Annotated in this window: 24 protein-coding genes; 3 read left to right on the plus strand and 21 right to left on the minus strand. The window is 60.3% G+C overall.

Annotated elements, in window-relative coordinates:
• Nucleotides 1–50: 50 nt before the first annotated feature.
• Together serA and EJ076_RS34680 are read right to left on the minus strand one after the other, a co-directional pair.
• Nucleotides 51–1,652, minus strand: a complete 1,602-nt coding sequence (gene serA, locus EJ076_RS34675; protein ID WP_126070883.1) for a phosphoglycerate dehydrogenase — start codon at nt 1,650–1,652, stop codon at nt 51–53.
• Nucleotides 1,653–1,714: 62 nt separating this feature from the next.
• The gene (locus tag EJ076_RS34680; protein ID WP_126070884.1) at nt 1,715–2,890 is read right to left on the minus strand and encodes a phosphoserine transaminase; all 1,176 of its coding nucleotides are present in this window, start codon (nt 2,888–2,890) and stop codon (nt 1,715–1,717) included.
• 71 nt (nt 2,891–2,961) lie between these two features.
• On the opposite strand from EJ076_RS34680, the gene EJ076_RS34685 reads away from it, so the two are divergent.
• The 3 genes from EJ076_RS34685 (at nt 2,962) to EJ076_RS34700 (ending at nt 4,726) form a co-directional block, all read left to right on the plus strand.
• A complete protein-coding gene (locus tag EJ076_RS34685) occupies nt 2,962–3,834 on the plus strand; it encodes a site-specific DNA-methyltransferase (RefSeq protein ID WP_206438758.1) in 873 nt (290 codons plus the stop codon).
• Nucleotides 3,835–3,848: 14 nt separating this feature from the next.
• Complete coding sequence (locus EJ076_RS34690) at nt 3,849–4,034, plus strand: hypothetical protein (RefSeq protein WP_126070885.1); 186 nt, start codon at nt 3,849–3,851, stop codon at nt 4,032–4,034.
• Nucleotides 4,035–4,405: 371 nt separating this feature from the next.
• Entirely contained in the window at nt 4,406–4,726 is a 321-nt protein-coding gene (locus EJ076_RS34700; RefSeq protein WP_126070887.1) for a hypothetical protein, read from the plus strand.
• A 3-nt stretch (nt 4,727–4,729) separates the two neighbouring features.
• Here the strand turns inward: EJ076_RS34700 and EJ076_RS35400 are convergent, their stop codons facing one another.
• The 19 genes from EJ076_RS35400 to EJ076_RS34790 form a co-directional block, all read right to left on the minus strand.
• Nucleotides 4,730–4,903 (minus strand): hypothetical protein, encoded by a 174-nt coding sequence (locus tag EJ076_RS35400; protein ID WP_164548803.1) that lies wholly within the window; start codon nt 4,901–4,903, stop codon nt 4,730–4,732.
• A gap of 1,343 nt (nt 4,904–6,246) precedes the next feature.
• Nucleotides 6,247–6,552 carry a hypothetical protein gene (locus EJ076_RS35405; protein ID WP_164548515.1) on the minus strand — a complete coding sequence of 102 codons (306 nt, stop codon included), beginning with the start codon at nt 6,550–6,552 and terminating at the stop codon, nt 6,247–6,249.
• A gap of 16 nt (nt 6,553–6,568) precedes the next feature.
• Nucleotides 6,569–6,754 (minus strand): hypothetical protein, encoded by a 186-nt coding sequence (locus tag EJ076_RS34715; protein WP_126070890.1) that lies wholly within the window; start codon nt 6,752–6,754, stop codon nt 6,569–6,571.
• Nucleotides 6,739–6,978, minus strand: a complete 240-nt coding sequence (locus EJ076_RS34720) for an ABC transporter permease (protein ID WP_126070891.1) — start codon at nt 6,976–6,978, stop codon at nt 6,739–6,741. Before EJ076_RS34720 ends, EJ076_RS34715 begins: the two co-directional genes overlap by 16 nt.
• Before the next feature lie 96 nt (nt 6,979–7,074).
• Nucleotides 7,075–7,299 carry a hypothetical protein gene (locus EJ076_RS34725; RefSeq protein WP_126070892.1) on the minus strand — a complete coding sequence of 75 codons (225 nt, stop codon included), beginning with the start codon at nt 7,297–7,299 and terminating at the stop codon, nt 7,075–7,077.
• On the minus strand, nt 7,299–7,961 hold the full coding sequence (locus EJ076_RS34730; protein ID WP_126070893.1) for a lysozyme: 663 nt from the start codon (nt 7,959–7,961) through the stop codon (nt 7,299–7,301). Before EJ076_RS34730 ends, EJ076_RS34725 begins: the two co-directional genes overlap by 1 nt.
• Nucleotides 7,962–8,252: 291 nt before the next feature.
• Nucleotides 8,253–9,989, minus strand: coding sequence for a hypothetical protein (locus EJ076_RS34735; protein WP_126070894.1), 1,737 nt, complete (start codon nt 9,987–9,989; stop codon nt 8,253–8,255).
• Nucleotides 9,990–9,998: 9 nt separating this feature from the next.
• The gene (locus EJ076_RS34740; RefSeq protein WP_126070895.1) at nt 9,999–10,241 is read right to left on the minus strand and encodes a hypothetical protein; all 243 of its coding nucleotides are present in this window, start codon (nt 10,239–10,241) and stop codon (nt 9,999–10,001) included.
• Nucleotides 10,241–11,368, minus strand: a complete 1,128-nt coding sequence (locus tag EJ076_RS35520; RefSeq protein WP_206438759.1) for a hypothetical protein — start codon at nt 11,366–11,368, stop codon at nt 10,241–10,243. The genes EJ076_RS34740 and EJ076_RS35520 overlap by 1 nt, the downstream gene beginning before the upstream one ends.
• Nucleotide 11,369: 1 nt before the next feature.
• Nucleotides 11,370–12,128, minus strand: coding sequence for a hypothetical protein (locus EJ076_RS34750; RefSeq protein WP_126070896.1), 759 nt, complete (start codon nt 12,126–12,128; stop codon nt 11,370–11,372).
• 213 nt (nt 12,129–12,341) lie between these two features.
• Nucleotides 12,342–14,114 (minus strand): hypothetical protein, encoded by a 1,773-nt coding sequence (locus EJ076_RS34755; protein WP_126070897.1) that lies wholly within the window; start codon nt 14,112–14,114, stop codon nt 12,342–12,344.
• Nucleotides 14,114–15,472 (minus strand): hypothetical protein, encoded by a 1,359-nt coding sequence (locus tag EJ076_RS35525; RefSeq protein WP_206438760.1) that lies wholly within the window; start codon nt 15,470–15,472, stop codon nt 14,114–14,116. Before EJ076_RS35525 ends, EJ076_RS34755 begins: the two co-directional genes overlap by 1 nt.
• A 15-nt stretch (nt 15,473–15,487) precedes the next feature.
• On the minus strand, nt 15,488–15,817 hold the full coding sequence (locus EJ076_RS34765) for a hypothetical protein (protein ID WP_126070898.1): 330 nt from the start codon (nt 15,815–15,817) through the stop codon (nt 15,488–15,490).
• A complete protein-coding gene (locus EJ076_RS34770; protein WP_206438761.1) occupies nt 15,817–16,506 on the minus strand; it encodes a hypothetical protein in 690 nt (229 codons plus the stop codon). The genes EJ076_RS34765 and EJ076_RS34770 overlap by 1 nt, the downstream gene beginning before the upstream one ends.
• A gap of 162 nt (nt 16,507–16,668) precedes the next feature.
• Nucleotides 16,669–17,100: a hypothetical protein gene (locus EJ076_RS34775; protein WP_126070900.1), complete on the minus strand. Its 432-nt coding sequence runs from the start codon at nt 17,098–17,100 to the stop codon at nt 16,669–16,671.
• Nucleotides 17,097–18,557, minus strand: a complete 1,461-nt coding sequence (locus tag EJ076_RS34780; RefSeq protein WP_126070901.1) for a hypothetical protein — start codon at nt 18,555–18,557, stop codon at nt 17,097–17,099. The genes EJ076_RS34775 and EJ076_RS34780 overlap by 4 nt, the downstream gene beginning before the upstream one ends.
• Entirely contained in the window at nt 18,554–18,718 is a 165-nt protein-coding gene (locus EJ076_RS35410) for a hypothetical protein (protein ID WP_164548804.1), read from the minus strand. Before EJ076_RS35410 ends, EJ076_RS34780 begins: the two co-directional genes overlap by 4 nt.
• Nucleotides 18,715–19,338, minus strand: a complete 624-nt coding sequence (locus EJ076_RS34785; protein ID WP_126070902.1) for a hypothetical protein — start codon at nt 19,336–19,338, stop codon at nt 18,715–18,717. The genes EJ076_RS35410 and EJ076_RS34785 overlap by 4 nt, the downstream gene beginning before the upstream one ends.
• Nucleotides 19,338–19,661: a hypothetical protein gene (locus EJ076_RS34790; RefSeq protein ID WP_126070903.1), complete on the minus strand. Its 324-nt coding sequence runs from the start codon at nt 19,659–19,661 to the stop codon at nt 19,338–19,340. Before EJ076_RS34790 ends, EJ076_RS34785 begins: the two co-directional genes overlap by 1 nt.
• Between the last annotated feature and the right edge of the window lie 4 nt (nt 19,662–19,665).

The following is a 19,665-nucleotide window of genomic DNA, read 5'->3' on the forward strand; positions in this document are numbered from 1 at the left end:
AAAAGGCGCGGCCCGGTCCGCGCCTTTGGATCTTTCACAGCAGTCCGGGATCACATCGCGTTGACGTCGAACTGCAGCCGCTTGGCCGAGTCGATCGACTTGTGCGCCTTGACCTTTTCCAGCACGTTCTCCGGGAACGGCGCGTCGAGATAGAGCAGCGCGATGGCATCGCCGCCGGGCCGGTTGCGGCCGAGCTGGAAGTTGGCGATGTTGACGCCGTTCTCGCCGCACACGGTGCCGAGCAGGCCGATGATACCCGGCGCGTCGGCATTGGTCGTGTAGAGCATGTGCTGGCCGACCTCGGCATCGAGATTGATGCCCTTGATCTGGATGAAACGCGGCTTGCCGTCGGAGAAGCAGGTGCCGGCGATCGAGCGCGTCCTGTGCTCGGTCGTCACCGTCAGCTTGATGTAGCCGTCGAACACGCCCGATTTGTCGCGCTTGACCTCGGCGACGATGATGCCGCGCTCCTTCACCATGATCGGCGCCGACACCATGTTGACGTCGGAGACCTGCGGCCTGATCAGCCCGGCAAGCGCGGCGCTGATTAGCGCGCGTGTGTTCATCGTCGCGGTCGAGCCGTCGAACAGGATCTCGACCTCCTTGATCGGATCCTCGGTGACCTGGCCGACAAAGGCGCCGAGCACTTCGGCGAGCTTGACGAAGGGCTTCAGCCGCGGCGCTTCCTCGGCGGTGATCGACGGCATGTTGATGGCGTTGGAAACCGCGCCCTTGATCAGATAATCGGCCATCTGCTCGGCAACCTGCAGCGCGACATTCTCTTGCGCTTCCGCTGTCGAGGCGCCGAGATGCGGCGTCGCCACCACGTTCTCCATGCCGAACAGCTCATTGTTCTCGGCCGGTTCGACCTCGAACACGTCGATACCGGCTCCGGCCACCTTGCCGCTCTTCAGCGCCGCGACCAGGTCGGCCTCGACGATCAGCCCGCCGCGGGCGCAGTTGATGATGCGCACGCCTTTCTTCATCTTGGCGATCGCCGCCGCATCGATGATGTTGCGCGTCTTGTCGGTCAGCGGCGTGTGCAGCGTGATGAAGTCGGCGCGGGCGAAAAGCTCATCCAGCTCGACCTTGTCGACACCGAGTTCCTCGGCACGCTTGTCCGACAGGAATGGGTCGAAGGCGATGACATGCATCTTCAGCCCGACGCCGCGCGTCGCGACGATCGAGCCGATGTTGCCGCAGCCGATGACGCCCAGCGTCTTGCCGGTGATCTCGACGCCCATGAAGCGGTTCTTCTCCCATTTGCCGGCGTGGGTAGAAGCGTTGGCTTCCGGGATCTGGCGGGCAAGCGCGAAGATCATCGCCACCGCATGTTCGGCCGTCGTGATCGAATTGCCGAAGGGCGTGTTCATCACGATGATGCCCTTGCGGCTCGCCGCCGGGATGTCGACATTGTCGACGCCGATGCCGGCGCGGCCGATAACCCTGAGTTTGGTGGCGGCGTTGATCAGCTTTTCGGTGACCTTGGTCGCCGAGCGGATGGCGAGGCCATCATACTGGCCGATCACTTCGAGCAGCTTTTCCTTGTCCTTGCCGAGATCGGGCAGATAGTCGACCTCAACGCCACGATCCTTGAATATCTGCACGGCGGTGGGAGAAAGTTTGTCTGAGACGAGAACGCGGGGCGCCATGGCGGCCTCCTTGAAATGGATTTGATGGGAATGGGCGGCCCGAAGGCCGCCACCGAAAGATGTCAGGCTGCCGCTTTGAGCGACGCCTTCTGTGCGGCGAAGGCCCAGTCGAGCCAGGGCAGCAGCGCTTCGAGATCCGATGTCTCGACCGTCGCGCCACACCAGATGCGCAGGCCGGGCGGTGCATCGCGATAGGCGCCGATATCATAGGCGACACCTTCCTTGTCGAGCACCGACACCAGTCCCTTGGCGAAAGCCGCCTGCCCGTCGGCGTCGAGCGCGGACACATCCGGGTCGGTGAAGTGCAGGCAGACCGAGGTGTTCGACCGCGTCGCCGGCAAGGTGGCGAGATGACCGAGCCATGAGGACTTGCCGACAAAGTGATCGAGGACGGCCGCATTGGCATCCGCCCTAGCGATCAGCGCATCGAGGCCACCGATCGACTTCGCCCAGTTGAGCGCATCGAGATAGTCCTCGACGCACAGCATCGAGGGCGTGTTGATGGTTTCGCCCTTGAAGATGCCCTCGATCAGCTTGCCGCCCGAGGTCAGTCGGAAGATTTTCGGGAGCGGCCACGAAGGCTTGTAGGTCTCCAGCCGCTCGACGGCACGAGGCGACAGGATGAGCATGCCGTGTGCGCCCTCGCCGCCCAGCACCTTCTGCCAGGAGAAGGTGACGACATCGAGTTTTTCGAAATCGAGCCTCTGTGCGAAGGCGGCCGAAGTCGCGTCGCAGATGGTCAGGCCCTTGCGGTCCGCGGGAATGAAATCGCCGTTCGGCACACGCACGCCGGACGTGGTGCCGTTCCAGGTGAAGACCACATCGCGGTCAAAATCGATCTTTGTGAGGTCCGGCAGTTCGCCATAGGCGGCTTCGATCTTGCGCACGTCGGCGAGCTTCAATTGCTTGACCACGTCGGTGACCCAGCCGGAGCCAAAGCTCTCCCAGGCGACCATGTCGACGCCGCGCTCGCCGAGCAGCGACCACAGCGCCATCTCGACAGCGCCGGTGTCCGATGCCGGCACGATGCCGATGCGGTAACCCGCCGGGACCTGGAGAATTTCCCGCGTCAGCTCGATCGCCTGTTCGAGCTTGGCCTTGCCGATCTTGGCGCGGTGGGAACGGCCGAGCGCGGCATTGTTCAGCGCCTCGACCGACCAGCCGGGGCGTTTTGCGCAGGGACCTGAGGAAAAATTGGGGTTTGCCGGACGGAGTCCGGGCTTCGTATGCGTCGTCATCGTGGTCTATCCTTCCAGATAGTGGCCCCTCGTTGGGGAGGGGTGGCCCGTTCCGGGAGATACCGGAAGCCATGGAAAACCGCAATAGCCAAAAGGAATTGGAGTTCGATGCCCTGCAAGATCGTGCAGGCTCATGCGGAACGATGCAGGAACAGGTCGGCACGGTTGACACATGGCTGGCACAGCCTGTTCCTCAACCGTTCCGCAGAGGGCAATATCAACTCCATTGCGGCGACTGCCTGCAGATCATGCCCTGCCTTGTCCAAGCCGGCAGCGTCGATCTCATTCTCGCGGATCTGCCGTATGGAACGACGCAAAACCCATGGGACAGCAAAATCCCACTGGTCCCGCTTTGGAAGGAATATTGGCGCGTCCTCAAGCCCGGTGGCGCTGTCGTGCTATTCGCTCAAACACCGTTCGACAAGGTGCTGGGCAGTTCTTGCCTGCCCTTCCTGAAATACGAATGGATATGGGAGAAGACGCATCCGACCGGACATCTCAATGCCAAAAAGGCCCCGATGAAGGCCCACGAAAACGTGCTAGTCTTCTACCGGCAGCAGCCGACATACAACCCCCAGAAGACGACCGGGCATGTGCGGAAGACGGCAACGAAGCGGCAGGATTTGACGCCGACATACGGGGCGCAAAAATTCGAGCCAATCCCTTACGATTCGACGGAGCGCTATCCTCGCAGCGTGCTTGTCTTCCCGAGCGATAAGCAGCGCTCGAACCTTCACCCAACGCAAAAGCCGCTGGATCTGGCGCGCTACTTCATCCGCACATATAGCGACCCTGGGGAGGTCGTTCTGGATAACGTGATGGGCTCCGGGACGGCTGGCGTTGCGGCGCTTCTCGAAGGGCGGCGGTTTCTGGGCATTGAGAAGGACCAGCCCTACTTCGAAACAGCCAAGGCAAGGATTTCAGATGCCAGCCTTAACCCCTGAGAGGAACACCGAGAATGGCTAAGGTCACGAACTTTCGTTTTGCGCAGTGGTGTACGAGAATTGCAACGAAGTCGTCGGGCTGGGCAGGTGATATCTTGGACAGCCCGAACGAGCCGGCACGGACAGAGAGCGTCGAGCGGTTCATCAAAGAGATGCGCGACCGCCTGACATTTATGGAAGACGAGATGCGGGAGTCCTAACCCACCGCATGTTCGCACCACCGTATAGGAGATGAAGGATGAACTGGAAACCGATTGAGAGTGTCCCCCACAACGAGCCAGTACTGCTTGCGCGCAATGGGCCTATCGGCTGGCAGGTTGTCGCCGGCTTCTATGACGAAGGTGCTGACGTCCTCGATTACCCATGGCCATTCATTGACCCAGAATGCTCCGGAAACCTGAATTCGTTTCACACTGATCATGGGCCGTCGCACTGGATGCCATTGCCAGCACCGCCAGCGCCATGAGAGTCCGCACCGCCCTTGCCATCCTGCCGATCGGCCTGGTGTTCCTTGCAGCGTACAGGGGGATTAAGCTGGTTTGGTGAGGCGGATTCTGATAGGATTTTGACCATGAACGTATTTCTCATGCCGGCATACGAAGTCGTGAAATTGACGGACGGAATGGACGTTCTGCGTTCCCTTTTCCCGGACGGCGAGGCCAACGACCTCAACTTCGTGATGTTCTCCACCAGCGGCACTCACGGCAGCTACCTGACGATTGAGGACGTCGCGGCCAGCCTCGGAACCGTCGAGCCGTGCAAGCTCACTGTGCTGGTCATCCAGCCGCGTGTGGTCCGCATGCTCTATGGCGAGGTCGAGATCACGGCAGAGGATGTGCCGTACCTTCTGAAGCTTCGGGAGAGTAGCAAGCGCGTCTTTGCCGAGCAGTGATGCCTAGCGCTTCGGCGCAAGCGTCTCAATCCGCGCCTTTACCCCTTCATCTGCCACCAGCGATTCATACAGGGCCTTTGCTTCTGCTTCATCCTTGGTTTTTAGCAGGATATGACGACCTAGACGCCCGCCTACATCTTCCATGACTGAGACTTCGTAGGTAGGTTTATCGATCATGACTTCACCCGCCAGACCTTGGCCCGCTCTATCTGACGCTCCCTAGGCCATTCTGAGTGATCTGCGGTAAGGGTATGGTGGATGAACCCTACGCGCTTGTCATCCCTGCCAGAGGACGCTACCCGTCGCAAGGGTCCGGTGTTGCGACCACCGGCAGGCAAGGTGCCTCTCGCGCTAAATCCCTGCGAATTACATAGCGCGAATCCGTCGAAAATGCTAATCCTTTTCAGATGCGCTGCACTCATTTCGTGGGCTTTAAGGGCGATGAATACCTCTCAGCGGTCCGCGTGTTCGGCAAGCCTGACTTTGTGCACAAAGGCTGGGATTTGCGGGCTCGACGCGAGATAGCGGACGGCGATCTGATCGTGTTCGCGCAAGGCGGTCCGGAGCAAGAGCCACGCGTCAAGAGCTATGACGACATCCGGGAGCCTGCCCCATAAACGAAAAAAACCCGCCCCGGCGTTAACCGAAGCGGGCCCTGTCTGGGGCAAAGGGGAAAGCGTCGTCAGATCGGAAGCGCGTTCGCTATCTCTAGATAGAGCAGCACGCCTAGCATCCCGGCAAGCGTGAACACCAGCCAGGACAGGACATCGAAATTTGAGCGAGGAACCCTCACACTTTCGGTCCCTTCCAGTGGGTCATGTTCCGATCCTCTCTGTTATTGAAATCATATAGGGCGGATGCTACAAAGGGCGAACCCGCCGAGCCTTGCAGGGCTGCGAGCGGGTTCTGACCAAGGAAGCATGGAGCGCTCCACATGGCTACCCAACGTTTATGTTCGATCCTTGATTGCGGCAAGCGGCATTATGGACGCGGCTACTGCTCGAAGCATTTGTCGCGCTTGGTCAACCACGGAGACCCAATGGGAGGGTCTACGCCAAAGGGTGCCACATTGCGCTTTTTGCATGAGGTCGTCTTCCCCTATGCCGGCGACGAATGCCAAATCTGGCCGTATTCTAGAAATGGGCATGGTTATGGGAAGATGAGGTACAATGGCCGATTCTACGCAGCTCACCGCATTGTTTGCGAGCACGTCCATGGTCCCGCGCCCTCACCAGACTATGATACTGCGCACTCCTGCGGCCGAGGTCGCGACGGGTGTGTGACCCCAAGCCATCTTCGCTGGGCGACACACAAGGACAATTTGGCTGATAGACATGCCCACGGGACGGCCCAAATCGGGGAGAAGTGCTACGCCTCGAAACTGACAGAGCGTGAGGTTCTGCTCATTCGCGCGAGCATTGGGAAGGTAACCCAAGCCACCCTCGCCTCCCAGTACAATGTCAGCAAGTGGACGATTTCAGATATCCAAACCAGAAGAAATTGGGGTTGGTTGGAATCCCCTACAGATGGGGAGGGCGCCAGCGGTCCACGATCTGCGTCATAGCGATCAGAAGACCTGCTACTGTCAGGATTATCCACATACTGGTAGATCCGAGCCATCTCATGCGCGTCCAGAGCTTGACCACGGCAAAACCGGCTTCGAAATGATCCCTGTCCAAATCGAGAAATTGGTCGAGCCGGTCGCGCTGATGATGATCGAGGCGCCCAGCCCAGATCAGGGCTTCCCGCTGCTGTGCGTCCAATCGATCTAGCCATAGGATTGTGTCGGGATGCAGGTCACGCAGGCGGCTCGGAATATCTGGCATTTCACCCCCTGCCACTTCACGGCTTCCAGTGGCACAGCTTGGCGCCCTTTTCGTTATGGGCCAGGATCGCATTGACCGACGCATCCGAGAGCGTGGCGACTTCAGCCTTCGTGGGGCGGATAGGATGCTCCACGGTGCAAAAGCTGCCACCCGTCGCAGCGCAGCCGGCCAGCATGAGCGAGAGCGCTATGACCTTGACCATTTGCCGAGCTCCTTTCGATTGTCGTCAGGAGCGCGACCGGCCACGGCGTCATCGATCTTCTGGGCTTCAGTGCCGGCCGCCGCGTCTTTCACTGCCTGCTTGTTCCGTTCAGCCTTGGCACCGGCCAAGCGCTGCTGGAAGGCAAGACCGACCGCGCCGACGATTGCGGCGCCAATGGCGATGACGGTTGGATTGCTGAGAAACCAGACAAGCAGCGCGGTCATAGGAGCAGCCCCACGACGACACCCGCGACAAAGACGGCGCCCCAAGGCCAATAGGCATTGATGTAGGCGGCAACGAGAGTTTGCAGACCTTCCATCTCACTTCTCCTCTGCCGGAGGCGGTGGTGCGACCATGCCATGGAGCCCGTCGCGGTAGCCGTTGATGACCAGCTTGGCCAACATGATGCCGCCCGAAATCTTCATGGCGGTATGGTCCGTCATGCCGAACAGGGTCCAGTCGAAGCCGGTGAAGGCCCCCGTCAGGATCAGCCCGACGAAGATATTCAGTGCATTGTGCAGGGCGTTGGTGTTGAACCATTTCATCAGAAGAAGCCTCCAACAAATGCGGTGATGTGGTGCCAGAGGGCCGCAATAGACCCGCCGATGACTACGAGGATTCCGACCGTTGCCGCTGTCTTGTCGTTGCTCTTGGCCACAGGAAGCACCACAGGAGGCTCAGGAGCGACGGGAGTTGGCGGGGGTGCCTGTGGAACAGGTGTAGGCTTCGCGGGCGCTGGCGAGGCAGGGGACGCAAGACGCAGGAATTGCATGCGCTCTTCCTGCCGGCGATTGGTGAGGCCCGGAAGCGCTACCTTCTTGCCCTTCACGGTGCCCTTGTTCCATGCAAGCATGGCATCGGCCGCACCGGCCCGGTTGCCCGCGTTCAGATTGCGCAGCACCGAGGAGCCTTTGAAGTCACCCGCGCCAATGTTGAACACCAGCGACACCAGCGCATCGAATTCGTTCTGGTTGAGCGGGACTTTGACCATCGCTGAAACAGAGGCTTCGACGCCAGCCAGATCCCGAGCAAGGATCGCATCCGATTCCGCAGCGGTGATTGTCAGGCCCTTCGTGACCTTGGGCGGGCCGGCAGATGACGTGTGCCCTACCCCAATGGTAAGCACGCCGACGCTATCGAGATAGGCTTTCAGCACGTTGCCTTCACGACGAGCGATTGCCGCCCGTCCGGCTGGACTGGTCTGCATGGTGTTATCCTTTGTTGGAGGATTGGCTGTGCGCCGGCTGGTCAGCGACTATATTTTCGGTTAGCAATAAGTCGGGTGGAGATACCACCGGGCGCGGGGAGTGAATGAAATGGCGGAAAGTCTAGACGCGCGCGTTTTGCGCCTGGAACGGTTGGTGAAGCCTTCTTTGGTGAGGACGGCACACAGCGGAGACCGCTCCGAAACGGAAGCGGCGCCCGGAACTGTCGGTGACCGGGTTTCCGAAAACGCGCCGAAACCCCCTGTAGACTATCTGTTTGGCGCCTTCCGTAGCTAATTCGCAACGCGCAGCATCTTGAACCCGACGCCGCCACTATCAGCCGCTCCGCACACGACGCGCTGTAATGTACCTTTGGTCACGTCCCAAAGCATAAGACTCGTCTCGCCAGCAGTCGTGGACTTATCGATGCGAACCACTTCGGTCATGGAGGCGGAACCGTTTGCGCAGACGAACGCCGATAGCAGAGTCCCTTGCGCAGACCCCAGCGTCCAAGCTTGATTAGCCCGCGCAAGCCAGCGCCCGCCGATATTGCCTGCGGTATGCCCGAAATCCAGCAGTCCTATGGTATCGCCTTGCGCTGTCGGCGTCGTGCTGGTCTCTGCGAAGTAGTTGCCGCCCGCTGTCCCGGATAGGTGCATCTGCGTATTGGCAAAAACCGTCCCGGTACCGGTCACGCCAAAGCCACTCGAAATGAACGAGTACTCAGAGAAGGCCCAACTCGTCAGATCGATGCCGCGCTTGACGGTCAGGCTCCCTCGGGTCGCCATGATGGTGCCGGTGGTGGAGATCGTCTGGACGCCGCTATCGGCGGAAAACAGCAAGCCGTTATCCCAACCAACTGCCCCGCCCTGATTCTGGAACCAGATCATTGCATCGGTGGTAGTGCCTTTAACGGCATCGCTGGAGCCGAGTGAGGCCAACTTGGCGAGCGATTTGTGAAGAACGGAGGCGCCAGTTTCCACCTTCACGTTGATTTCGGTGCCGCTGACGTGCAGGAACCCTGTCGCACCAGCGTTCAGAGCGCCTTGCGGGTTTGAGCCAAATACCGCTCCCTTGGCTGATCCCGGCAGCGTCCCGCCATCAGTAGCGTAGGCCACGCCTGTAAACTGAGCGCCGCAATAGTTCCGGCTCGTGTTTGTGCTTGCGGTCGCAGATGTCAGCGCAGCCGTAGAAGCGAACGCTATGCGCGTCCCGTTAACGGCTGCGCCACCGAACGAGTGAACTAGGTTAATCCCGGAGACCTGATCCGCAGACGATGCGCCGCCAGCTACGAGGGTGTCGTTGATCACCCAAGAGTTTATGAAGTAGCTTGACGCTACGGTGCCACTCACGGTCATGGACAAGGCAAAACTTGGCCACGCCCCGTCTGACAGGCTTGTGCGCGTTTGCGCGGTTGTCTTGGCGTCATAGGCCGTGTTGCCGGAATTGCGCTGAAGGAATGTGCTGGCGACGGCGGGGGATGGCATACCGACCGCAGCGGCGGCCAGAGCCTCGGTCAGACCTGTGGCATTCGTTAGATTGATCGCGGTTGGCGTTCCTAAGGCTGGGGTAACCAGCGTCGGGCTTGTTGCGAAGACGAGCGCGCCCGAGCCGGTCTCATCCGTTACCAGCGCCTTGAGGTTGGCAGAGGACGGCGTGGCTGCGAACGTGTCCAATCCAGCAGCGCGGGTGACGCCGGCCCATGATGTCAGATCGGCGTCAAGCGGCTGATAAAAGGCCGACAGTTCACCAGAAAGCGCAGTGGAATTGGCAAGAGCCAGCAGGCCGCGCCCATATGCCGTAGTGGCGAGCTTTGCCAGTGTGGTGGCGCCCGTCGCATAGAGAATGTCCCCAGCGGTGTAGGATGATAGCCCGGTGCCACCATCGGCCACGGCAACATCGGCTCCGCCAACCGTGTAGAAGCTGGCCGCAGTCGTCTTGCGGCTGTTGCCACCTTGGACGACATACATCACTTCCGTTCCGGCAAGCGGAAGGGTTGCGGCGGTTAGGCCGGTTCCAGTTTTGCTCATGTGAATTCCTTATTCGAGCAGCAGAATGCCGCTCTCGTCGCCTTCAAGGAGCAGGAAGCTCAAGCCGAGGCCGTATTCGTCGCCCTCAAGTAGAAGGCCCTCGCCAACGATGTCGCCAATGACGCCAGCGATAACGTCGATGATCTGCTGGAGAGGGGTGTGAACGAACTGGCCCGATTGATACAGAACGAGCCGGGTATCCTTGGCGTTGGATATCCCGTCGATTGCTGGGATGTTGACAAGATCGGCCATCAGGCCCAAGCCCTAACGATGAGTTTCCAACTGGTAATCGTAATGGCAGCGATTGCGCCGGTATCTTTGCGATTAACCGCAATGCCGAATTGACCGATTCTGACGGTCACATTTGTAGCATCGGCCACCAGATTGATACCGAGACCAGACCCATTCTCACGGTCAGGACCTGGGTTAATCGCGGTTTCATCACCAACAGAAAACCCGATATCGGCGGTCGTACACACGATGAACGCAGCATAAAGCGTGGGGGCTACTGTCATGCCATGGGCCAGCGTCAGCGCGCCGCCATTGGTCATTACCTGCTGACTGCTTTCGAAGGATCGCGAGAACGGGAGCGTAGTCCAAACGGGAGCCGTGGCGGCGCTGTTCATCAGCAGCGCTTGCAAGGCCGTCCCCTTGGCACGACGCGCCCATGTCCCGGCACCGCTCGCATAGATGACATCGCCGGCAACCGCCGTTCCGATGCCGGCTAGAGCCGTGAGGACCGCTGAAGCGCCCTGATAAACGGTCGACAGCGCAGCAACGGCGGCAGTGACAAAAGCCGTCGAAGAAATCTGCGTGGTGTTGGTGCCTGGTGCAGCAGTGGGCGTCGTCGGCGTACCGGTCAAGGCCGGACTGGTGAGCGATTTGTTAGTAAGGGTCTCAGAGCCCGTCAGGGTGACAAGGTTGGGAACATCGATCGTCGGGTTGAGCAGCAACCATCCGCCTGCCGCCGCATTGAGTGCCGCCGAATACCGAAGCATGTAGATGCCGGTCGCTTGGAGTTCCGCACCGGACAGAGCCACCTCGCCGGCTCCAACCATTTTGCGGATGGACTTTGCGCCGATGCCATTTACATTGAGCGTTGCGGCAGTCGTGTTGTCTGTCGCGATCCGAAGGGCCAGGATCAGACCGTCCGCATAGGTTGTAAAGGCCGAATTGGCTGTGACCGTGAGGGCGTTGGCCGTGCCGCCAGCAACAAGCGCGCCGCCATTGTCCCCCAGGTATTCGGCAACCCGCGCCATAGCCTGGCGATTGGAGTTGTTCAGCGTGCTCGGGGCTTGGCCCTCGGCAAAATTGATGTCACCATCAGAATTGCCGTTGGATGCCGCAGTCGTGGACCAACTGTAGATAGATCCGGTCATGTTAGCCCACCAGTCGCTTTTTCGAGAGGAGATCGGAGAGGGTTGGAGCGTTCAGCGCCTTGAGAAGGCTATCGCCGGATTGTCGGGCATCGCCCATCGGGCCAAAGCGGACGGCCGGTGCGTCGGGTGTTTTTGCAAGGCCCTTGAACGCCGATTGCAAGCGATCGCCGAGGGTCAGGGAGTTATCGGCTGCGTAGGCGGCTACGTCCTGCGGGATACCAGGGATGCCAAGCGGGCTCGGTTGTTGAGACGGCCCAAGGATGGGGGAAGGAGGCGCATTCGGATCTGGAACGCCCGCGCCATAGCCGCCCGGCTGAGGGTTGTTTTGGACAAATGCAGCGGCTTGCGGGCTGAGCGGCGGGGAAGGAGGCGGATAGGCTGATGGATCGCCCGGGCCGTGATAGCCAGCCCAAGCGCCAGTGCCTTGCTTGGAATAAATATACTGTCCCATCTTCTCCTGAAGGTCAGGCGTCATCCTCTCGTTGCCCGAAAGGCCCATTCCGGATTTTACGGTACCGAGAGTGGAATTGATGATTTGGTAGGCCCCCATCGGGGCCGCAGTGATGCCCTTGCTGGCAGCCCACTGGCCGTACGGCCCGTTCCGTGAGCCAAACTGAAGCGCTTGGTCCACAGTCATGTCCGAAAGCTTGGTCCCGGCGAAAGGGCCGCTCTTCTCAACGTGGCCGTAGAGGGTGTTATAGTCCCCGCCACTCTCACCCTTGAAGATGCCGGCTCTGATTGCAGGCCAGTTGGTTGCCATGGGCATGCCTCAAAGAAAAAGGCCGCCCGAATGGACAGCCCTTTGGTTCATGTGTATTGTTTTTGCCCTATGGGCTTTTGGATAAAACTCGGCCAGTTGGCCATCGCGTGCGCCGTTGGCGGTTCAGCAATCTATTTCCAGCAAAGCACTGGATACCCACTCAATCCGTACATCATCGCCGCATGGAGCTTCATGGCTGCCTATGGCGTGACGCTATTGGCCGTTAAACTGGCGGACTGGCGCCGGAATCGCCGGCTGCGGCTGGACTGACAGTTTCGCCTGCATCATTGCTTGCAAAAGCGCCTGCTTTCCCGCCGCGCTGGATTGCGCCATTGCCTCAGAAAACAGCCGGCTTGCATCCGGGCCTGCCTTGACCAAAGCTTCCGCAAGTAGGGCGCTTTTGCCCGTCATGGCGCTTGAAGCCTGCTTGGCCAGCGTTCCGGCAGCAATGAGTGCCGGGCCGCCAACCGCCGCGCCAACCGGGCCGGCCACCGCCGCACCCAACGTGCTGCCAACGCCGCCGCCCATGACAGAGCCGAGGAAATTGCGCCCATTATCGAGCGGGACACCGAAGCCGCCAAGGAACCGAAGTGCATTGCTGGTTGGCGTGCCCCGAACAACCTGTTGCAGCGCAACACGCTCCGTATCGTTGAACGTGCCCTTGTAGGTCTTGTTGTTCAGGAGTTTGCGGAATTCGTTGCGGAGGCCGTTTTCATAGCCGGAGGCTGCATTTTTCGCCCGCTCCACAGCCTGTTCGATGATGTCGGATTTTACCCCGGTTTTCCAGATCGAGCGGGCATCCTGAAGGGCCGAAAGTGTTTCATCCGCCGTCTGCCCTCCTGCGTTGACAAGATTGGCCCCGCCTAGACCGTTTACGGTCTCGTCCAGCTTGCCGATCAACTGGCGCGAAAGCTCGCCGGCCGATGGATTGAGCGGGGCTTTGCCTGCATTGAGTAGCGAACGACGCAGGATTTCGAGATCCTGGAGCGAGGCGCCGCCCTTTTCAGCATTGGCAGCATGGCGGGCAAGAATGGTCTCGAAAGCGCCATGCTGTTCGGGAACCATGCCGAAATCCTGGGCAACGCCGTCAAGTTGGTTGACGATGCCCTGATAGGTCGGCTTATCAACCACGGCGGCCTTCATCGGCGCCTTGAGATCCTTGTAACCGGCGCTCGCCTTGATGTCTTCCGCAGTCGGCAAAGCCTGTGCGCCTGGCTGAAGCATCTTGTTGACACCCAATCCGCCGGCAATCGCCGCGCCAGCGCGTGCGTAAGGCTCGAACGGTGTGCCTTTGGTAAGCTGGCCGGCCGTCTCCGAGGCAACGGCTGGGATGACAGTCGATGCCGTGCGCTCAAGGAAGCCAGCCGGCCCCATAAGAGCGTTGGGTGCAAATTGGCCAATGGTGCGGACGTACTCTCCCGGTGTGGTCTTAGGCTGGTAGGCAGGCCCGACAACCGCATCTGTGAGCGATCGCACGTCGCTAGTTGTCGGCATCATGCCGGCCCATGGATTGAGTTTTCCAGTAAGATCACCGATGGTCTGCGCCGTTTCAGGCGAGGCGCCGAGATGCTGCGCAGCCCATTGGGCCGCATCGTTGCTCATCTGCGAGGCATCGCCCATCATGCCGCCGATGCCCTCGACACCTTGGCGAAGGCCGGAAACACCGGATTTGGCGGCATCGGTCCCGTAATTCGTATAATCGCCGGTCTTGGGATCATAGGAATCCGTCACACCCGGAGGCTGGTATGTCGGGACACCGGGAGGCTGCACGGTCTGTGGGTCTGCCTGCGGGCCTCCTTGAGCCATAAGATGCTGTGCATTGGCAATCCCGGCTTGCGCGCGTGCGTTGGCCTGATCGATAGGGTTTGGCGGCGGTGCGGCCGGCTGGCTGTTCATGCCATGGAAGGCATTGACCGCCGCATTCTGGTCCGGCGCGTCGACCTCATAAGTCGAGCCGTCCGGTCCTTGAATTTCGAAGATCGGCATTACTGCTTCCTCCGAATCTTCACGCCGTTGCCGACATCTTGCCAGCCGTCACTGCCGCCCATCGGTTGTGGATTGGTCATCTGCTGGATGACCCGTTGGCCGCCGGGCGTGACAGCCGCCGGGGCGCCCGGCGTATAGCCTGGCTGTTGACCGGCATCCGGAAGCCCTGCCTGTACCTTGGCGCGGGCAAGGCCGGTCTTGATGACGCTCTCGAAGTCGTCAAGAGCCTTGGTGAATTCCTCATCAGACTGCGCTGTGTTGAGACGAGCAATTGCCGCCGTGGCCTTTTCGCCCTCGATATCCGTGATCGAGCCGCCGCCCTTGAGAGCATTGTACGCCTGGAGGAAGGTCTGGCCCTTGGCTTGGTCGAGCGCCACCTTGAAGTTTGTCGCATCGGTGCCGGCGACATAGTTGCGCGGGTCCCATGTGCCGCTAGCACCTGTAGCAGTTGCGCGGCCGGGATGCGTCTTCAACTGCTGGATCACGTCGAGCGTCTGCTGGGCGTTCTGCTCGATGCGCGGGAGGTCGAAGGCGGCCGCAGCTTTGGATTTTCCGGCTTCGGTCTGCGCGGCCGCGCCGGCAAGATCCTTCGGCACATTGCCTATCAACTGGCGCGTGATTGGGTCAATAAGGCCCCATGTCGTGCCGAGATCGACCTTGAGCGGCTGCTTGGAGAGATGCACGCCGGGAGGCATAGTCGGCTGAACGACCTTGCCGTCCTTGCCCAACTGCAACAGCACCGGGTTGCCTTGGTCATCGACGCCGTATTGTGGCGTGAGACCGAGTTCTGACGGCGCACCGCGCGCTTCAGGCAGCTTCCCGCTGAGAATGAAGTTCTTGCCGTCCTGCGATTGGGGATCAAGCCCATATTGCGCAGCCGCAGCCGCGCGCTGGTCATATTCGGTTGCGCCGCCGCCCTTTGCCCTTTGAAGCATGTAGGTTCGAAGCGCGCCCTTATCCGAGGCAAGGACAGTTGCCGTGCCGGGATCAAGACCCTGTTCCTGAAGCCAGCCGATCGTGCGTGTCTTGGCGGCCTGCTTCGGTGCAAACAGATTGGTCAGGAAGTCGCCTGCACCACCACCCTGGGCCATAGGTGCGGCCTGTGGTGCGTTCTGTGGCATTGGCTGGCCTTGCGGAGCCTGCGGAGGCATCTGCTGCTGTGGTGCCTGCTGTGGTGCCTGCTGTGGTGCTTGCGGCTGCTGGATCTGTGGCGGCTGGGCAAAGCGGGACATCTGAGCCTGAAGCGCTGCCGGGTTGGCGTGATCGCCCACAGCGGTTGCTGCCTGAGCGGGGGCGCCAAGGATGGACTGTGACCCGTTCGGGTTCAGCAATTGGGCAAGAAGCGCAGTAATGTCCATTATGGACCCCTCAAGTCAGTGACCGCCCCAGCCGTTGCCATTACCGCCGCTGGAGGCGCCGCGAGGGCCACCGCCATTGCCGTGATCGATATAAGCGGGAGTTTTCTGCGTCTGCTGGACCACAGGAGGGATAAGCGGGTTGCGGGCCTGCATCCTCGCCTGGGTGGCCAATGCCGCCTGTTGAGGCGTCAGGGCCGGCATGCCATAGCCGGGCTGTTGGAGCGCTGGCGGCGGCGGTGCCATCTGCTGCGGTTGCTGTGGCTGCTGATAGCCCTGGCTGCCGGCAAAGAGCGAAGCCAGCGGGTTGCCGTTCGGCTGAATGGTCGAGGGTGAGTTCCCGCCCATTATTTACCTCCGAACAGGCCACCGAGAGCGCCAAGAGCCGCCATCGGGTTGGATGAGGATGAATTGCCAGTTTGCGTGCCGTAGTTTCCGGCGGCCCCCGCTGCTGCCTGCTGGAGCATCCCGAGGCGCGTCCAGTCCTGATTGTCCTGGCTATAGAACTGGTTCACCTGGTCAGTCAGTTGCTTCTGCGCTTGGCTATCAAGCAAGCCGCCGGCCTGAAGCGTGGCCCCTGCCCCGGTGAGAGCGTTCTGGAACTGCTGTTGATCCTGGGCGCCCATGGCATTTGTCGCCTGCAAGCTTCGATCGAGGCCGGCATTGCGCGAGGAATCCATCTGACCGTTCGCCGCCAGCATATTTTGGCTATCGCGGTTGAACTGGTCGGAAAGTGCCGAAGAGCGGATATTGCCGAGCGAGTTGGCTAGGACACCGGTATTCGCGCCTGAGCCATACCGCCCTGCCCCGGAAAACTGGCTCTGGACCTGGTTGGCCGTCTGGTCGAGTTGGCCTTTCAGCGCGTCGTTGAAATACGGGTTGCCGCTCTGGAGATAAGAGCCGTTGGCCATGCCCTGCAAATTCTGCTCGGCATAGGATGGCGACGCCGACGCCGCGCCGATACCCTGCAACAATGGCCGCGTTCCTGCCGTGTTGGTGTTGGCGCCGGCCGTGGCAAGTTGGTTTACGCCGCTCATGGTCGTGCCGGACAGATCGGAGACGGTTGGCCCCGAATAGGTGTTGCCGCCCGAGCCCGAATTGTAGAGGTTTGTTGCCTCTTTCGCGCTCGTCTTGAAAAGGGGCTCGGCCCATGCTGGCGGGCTTGATGTCTGTTTCGAACTGGTTGAAGAGCCCATGGCTTACCTCAATTTCCGGTAAAGGGTGGCGTGCGTCTTGTAACCGCGCGGTTTCAGGAACTTTTCCCAGCCCGATCGGCCCTCAACGGCGATGACGGAGCAGTCGTTCTGCGCGGCGCTGTCTTCCATTGCCGTGGTCAGTTCATCGGCGAATCTGGCCACGTCTTTGCCTGCCAGGTCGCAGAGCGTGAAAATCCTAGTCGCGGTGGCGTCGACCGTCTTGATGGTAGTCAGGGCCATGGCAACGAACGCCTCTCCGTCCCTGACCAGCCAAAGCGTTTTCCGGCCGGCGAGAAACTCCTGGAATAGCGCTGTGGTCGACGTGTCCTTGGAGTAGCGCTTGGCCAGCCTGCCCATCTCTCGCAGAACGTCGCTCATGTAGGGCGCAAGCTGCTCCAGCGGCCATGCGCTCGCATTTTCAACGGTGTAGCTCATTGCCGGCCTGCCGGTTTGGATGGCACTTCGATACCCTGGGCATGGGTCCACAACACGCCAGCCGGAATGGTCATCCTGATCTTGAGAAATCGTGCCGCCAGCATCTTGGTCACGCGGCCGGAGATGGAATGCGGCGACAGTTCCGGGGTCCACGTCGAAGCCCCGCCGCGCTTCATCCTTGATCCGATGGCAACCGTATAATTGTCGGTATCGACCACGCCGTAGAAACTCGAGAGCATGGTGATGGTGCCGGCGACATCGCCCTGCTCCTGCGTCGTCAACGTCGCCTGCTTCGGCGTGCCGTTGAAGAAGCCGAGCCGGTAATCAGTGGTCCATGCTGCAAGGAGTGGTGCCCCGCCCTGCCAAACCTTCGAATCCAGCGAATAGGGCAGCAGATCGATGTCGGTCGAGACGCTATCAAGCCCCTCCAGCGTGTAGCCGGCGGTTGCTGCGGGAAAGATGCCAACGTTATCCTGAGCGGCGATCGTCCAGCGTGTTTGCAGCCAGTCATAAATCAGGATGAAGTTGTTAGAGCCCGTTCCGGTGAGATCGAAGGTCCAGTAAACGCGGGAATAGAAGGGATCGATCGCGCCAACCATCGTTGCAAGGTTCGAGGCCGCGATCTGCCCGAAATAGGTGCGATCGACCTTTTCAAAGCCTACTCCAGAGATCGAACCATCGGCGCCGATCTGGAAAAACCCGCCTTCGTCAGCGAAAAAGGTGTTTTCGCCCCTGGATGCGATGGAATAGGGCGATTTTGCCCCACGCCCGTCATGGATCTTGATGAAGGAAAAGATGATCGAAGAGCCGGGAACGAAGGTTCCCAGGTAAATGGTCCGCTCCAGAATGATAATCGGATTCGTTGCCCGCGATGAGCCCTGAACGGCGCCGCCCTCCGGGAAATCCTGGAAGTCGGAATTATTGGTGCCCGGTGTCCAGCCGGTGATATCGTTCAGGGATGACCAATGGACACGATTGGGGCTCGTAGCGAGCTGCTGAAGAACGAGGAAGTCACCCCAGGCGCGCACAAACGCCGCACGAGGTGGCGAGCCGGCGAGAGTGTCGAAATTGGTCGAGACGCCAAGCTGGAAAACCTGCGGGTCATCATTCAGATTGACCGCCACGACGTACTCGCCGAACTGTTCGAATGACCAGCGCGCAACATCGGTGGCGCCATATGTCGTTGCCGGCTTGGAAATGTCGGTCCATGACAGCGTAGTGTTGTCGAGCCGATAGAGTTTGGTTGCCGTACCGGCGAAGATGGTGATCGATCCGCTCAGGCTGCGCGCCGTGAAATAGCCGAGAGGTTTTGCCGCCAGCGCCGTGGTGAAAGGAGCCAGATCGGGGAATGGCAGATAGGAATCGACTGACGGCAGCACGTTCAGAATGTCGCCTGTGTCCTGGGTGTTCAAATCCGCGGTATCAGGAGCCCAGGGTGTGAACGCGACAAGCGTCATGGGGTCTTGTCCGCTACCCAGGCGCGGGCTTCAGCTTCCGATGACAGGCGCTCATAGGCCCAGCCCTTAGCGGTCTTGACCTTCACCAACGTCTTGCCGTTCTTGCTGCCGAGGTCTGTGGCTTCAAAGCCCAGAGAGGTCAGGGTTTCAATGACGGTCATGGCGTCGGACCCCTCATGGAAACACCAGCGCGGCGATATTTGCCCATCATATCGGAGCGGTTCAGCCCGGCAATGAGAGCCCCGGCAAGCTGCGCCTGCTTGGTCAACTCGCCATCGTCCTTGGTGTAGTCGGCAGCCTGCATCAGCGAGGCGCGCAGATAGACGCTTGGGGACTTGTCGAGCAGCCAGTTGGTGGTGTTCGAGGCCAGCGGCGGGATGGCTTGGTAATAGACCAGATTGACGTTGTTGGAGACCAGCGGGAAGGTGTAAAGGCTGGTTCCGATGATGGAATATGCCGTCCCCAAGCCGGCAGCGCCGTCAGGATAGAGCCGTTCTGCCTCGTCCGAGGTGATATAGTTCAGCGTGCGCTTATAGGAGGTGTTTTCCGAGACGCGCAGTGCCTCCAGATAGTCGGCCGGCAGCGAAACAACGCCATTGACCGGGACAAGCGAGACGACCGCTTCCATCTCCCGCGTTCGCAGCGGCGAAACGCTTTCCGACCCATAGTTGAGCCAGTTTTCCGCCATGCTGATGAAGTCGGGAATGAACGGGCCGAGATCCGTGCGGGCGAGATAATCAGAAATCGCGGTCTGCAACTCGGCATAGGTCGTGATCGCCATTAAACGCGCCCTCGACTGGTCCGAAACTTCTGGTTGTCGCTGTCATTGAAGAACCGCTTCAGCCACTTGCCGTCTTTCTGCGTCATCGCATCATCCAGCCCGTTTTTGTGGACCAGATGATGCGGGACGGAGGCAATGCGGCGCCATTCGCCAAACTTCTTGCCGATCGTGTCGACCAGCGCATCGTTGTTGGCGTCGAGAATGTCGTTGATTGGCATGTCTACCCGGAAGAGGTATTTGCCATCCTCTTCCTTCATCCATGTGGACCGACCGGTCGCGAGTTCGTGGTCGATCAGCGTCCAATCACCGTCCCGGATTTCCATGCGC

The organism is Mesorhizobium sp. M7D.F.Ca.US.005.01.1.1 (assembly GCF_003952545.1).
Taxonomy (GTDB): Bacteria; Pseudomonadota; Alphaproteobacteria; order Rhizobiales; family Rhizobiaceae; genus Mesorhizobium; species Mesorhizobium loti.

Excerpts from the sequence above, each read along its gene's own strand:
- serA (WP_126070883.1), bottom strand. The coding sequence starts at position 1,652 with ATGGCGCCCCGCGTTCTCGTCTCAGACAAACTTTCTCCCACCGCCGTG.
- EJ076_RS34680 (WP_126070884.1), bottom strand. The coding sequence starts at position 2,890 with ATGACGACGCATACGAAGCCCGGACTCCGTCCGGCAAACCCCAATTTT.
- EJ076_RS34685 (WP_206438758.1), top strand. The coding sequence starts at position 2,962 with ATGGAAAACCGCAATAGCCAAAAGGAATTGGAGTTCGATGCCCTGCAA.
- EJ076_RS34690 (WP_126070885.1), top strand. The coding sequence starts at position 3,849 with ATGGCTAAGGTCACGAACTTTCGTTTTGCGCAGTGGTGTACGAGAATT.
- EJ076_RS34700 (WP_126070887.1), top strand. The coding sequence starts at position 4,406 with ATGAACGTATTTCTCATGCCGGCATACGAAGTCGTGAAATTGACGGAC.
- EJ076_RS35400 (WP_164548803.1), bottom strand. The coding sequence starts at position 4,903 with ATGATCGATAAACCTACCTACGAAGTCTCAGTCATGGAAGATGTAGGC.
- EJ076_RS35405 (WP_164548515.1), bottom strand. The coding sequence starts at position 6,552 with ATGCCAGATATTCCGAGCCGCCTGCGTGACCTGCATCCCGACACAATC.
- EJ076_RS34715 (WP_126070890.1), bottom strand. The coding sequence starts at position 6,754 with ATGGTCAAGGTCATAGCGCTCTCGCTCATGCTGGCCGGCTGCGCTGCG.
- EJ076_RS34720 (WP_126070891.1), bottom strand. The coding sequence starts at position 6,978 with ATGACCGCGCTGCTTGTCTGGTTTCTCAGCAATCCAACCGTCATCGCC.
- EJ076_RS34725 (WP_126070892.1), bottom strand. The coding sequence starts at position 7,299 with ATGAAATGGTTCAACACCAACGCCCTGCACAATGCACTGAATATCTTC.
- EJ076_RS34730 (WP_126070893.1), bottom strand. The coding sequence starts at position 7,961 with ATGCAGACCAGTCCAGCCGGACGGGCGGCAATCGCTCGTCGTGAAGGC.
- EJ076_RS34735 (WP_126070894.1), bottom strand. The coding sequence starts at position 9,989 with ATGAGCAAAACTGGAACCGGCCTAACCGCCGCAACCCTTCCGCTTGCC.
- EJ076_RS34740 (WP_126070895.1), bottom strand. The coding sequence starts at position 10,241 with ATGGCCGATCTTGTCAACATCCCAGCAATCGACGGGATATCCAACGCC.
- EJ076_RS35520 (WP_206438759.1), bottom strand. The coding sequence starts at position 11,368 with ATGACCGGATCTATCTACAGTTGGTCCACGACTGCGGCATCCAACGGC.
- EJ076_RS34750 (WP_126070896.1), bottom strand. The coding sequence starts at position 12,128 with ATGGCAACCAACTGGCCTGCAATCAGAGCCGGCATCTTCAAGGGTGAG.
- EJ076_RS34755 (WP_126070897.1), bottom strand. The coding sequence starts at position 14,114 with ATGCCGATCTTCGAAATTCAAGGACCGGACGGCTCGACTTATGAGGTC.
- EJ076_RS35525 (WP_206438760.1), bottom strand. The coding sequence starts at position 15,472 with ATGGACATTACTGCGCTTCTTGCCCAATTGCTGAACCCGAACGGGTCA.
- EJ076_RS34765 (WP_126070898.1), bottom strand. The coding sequence starts at position 15,817 with ATGGGCGGGAACTCACCCTCGACCATTCAGCCGAACGGCAACCCGCTG.
- EJ076_RS34770 (WP_206438761.1), bottom strand. The coding sequence starts at position 16,506 with ATGAGCGGCGTAAACCAACTTGCCACGGCCGGCGCCAACACCAACACG.
- EJ076_RS34775 (WP_126070900.1), bottom strand. The coding sequence starts at position 17,100 with ATGAGCTACACCGTTGAAAATGCGAGCGCATGGCCGCTGGAGCAGCTT.
- EJ076_RS34780 (WP_126070901.1), bottom strand. The coding sequence starts at position 18,557 with ATGACGCTTGTCGCGTTCACACCCTGGGCTCCTGATACCGCGGATTTG.
- EJ076_RS35410 (WP_164548804.1), bottom strand. The coding sequence starts at position 18,718 with ATGACCGTCATTGAAACCCTGACCTCTCTGGGCTTTGAAGCCACAGAC.
- EJ076_RS34785 (WP_126070902.1), bottom strand. The coding sequence starts at position 19,338 with ATGGCGATCACGACCTATGCCGAGTTGCAGACCGCGATTTCTGATTAT.
- EJ076_RS34790 (WP_126070903.1), bottom strand. The coding sequence starts at position 19,661 with ATGGAAATCCGGGACGGTGATTGGACGCTGATCGACCACGAACTCGCG.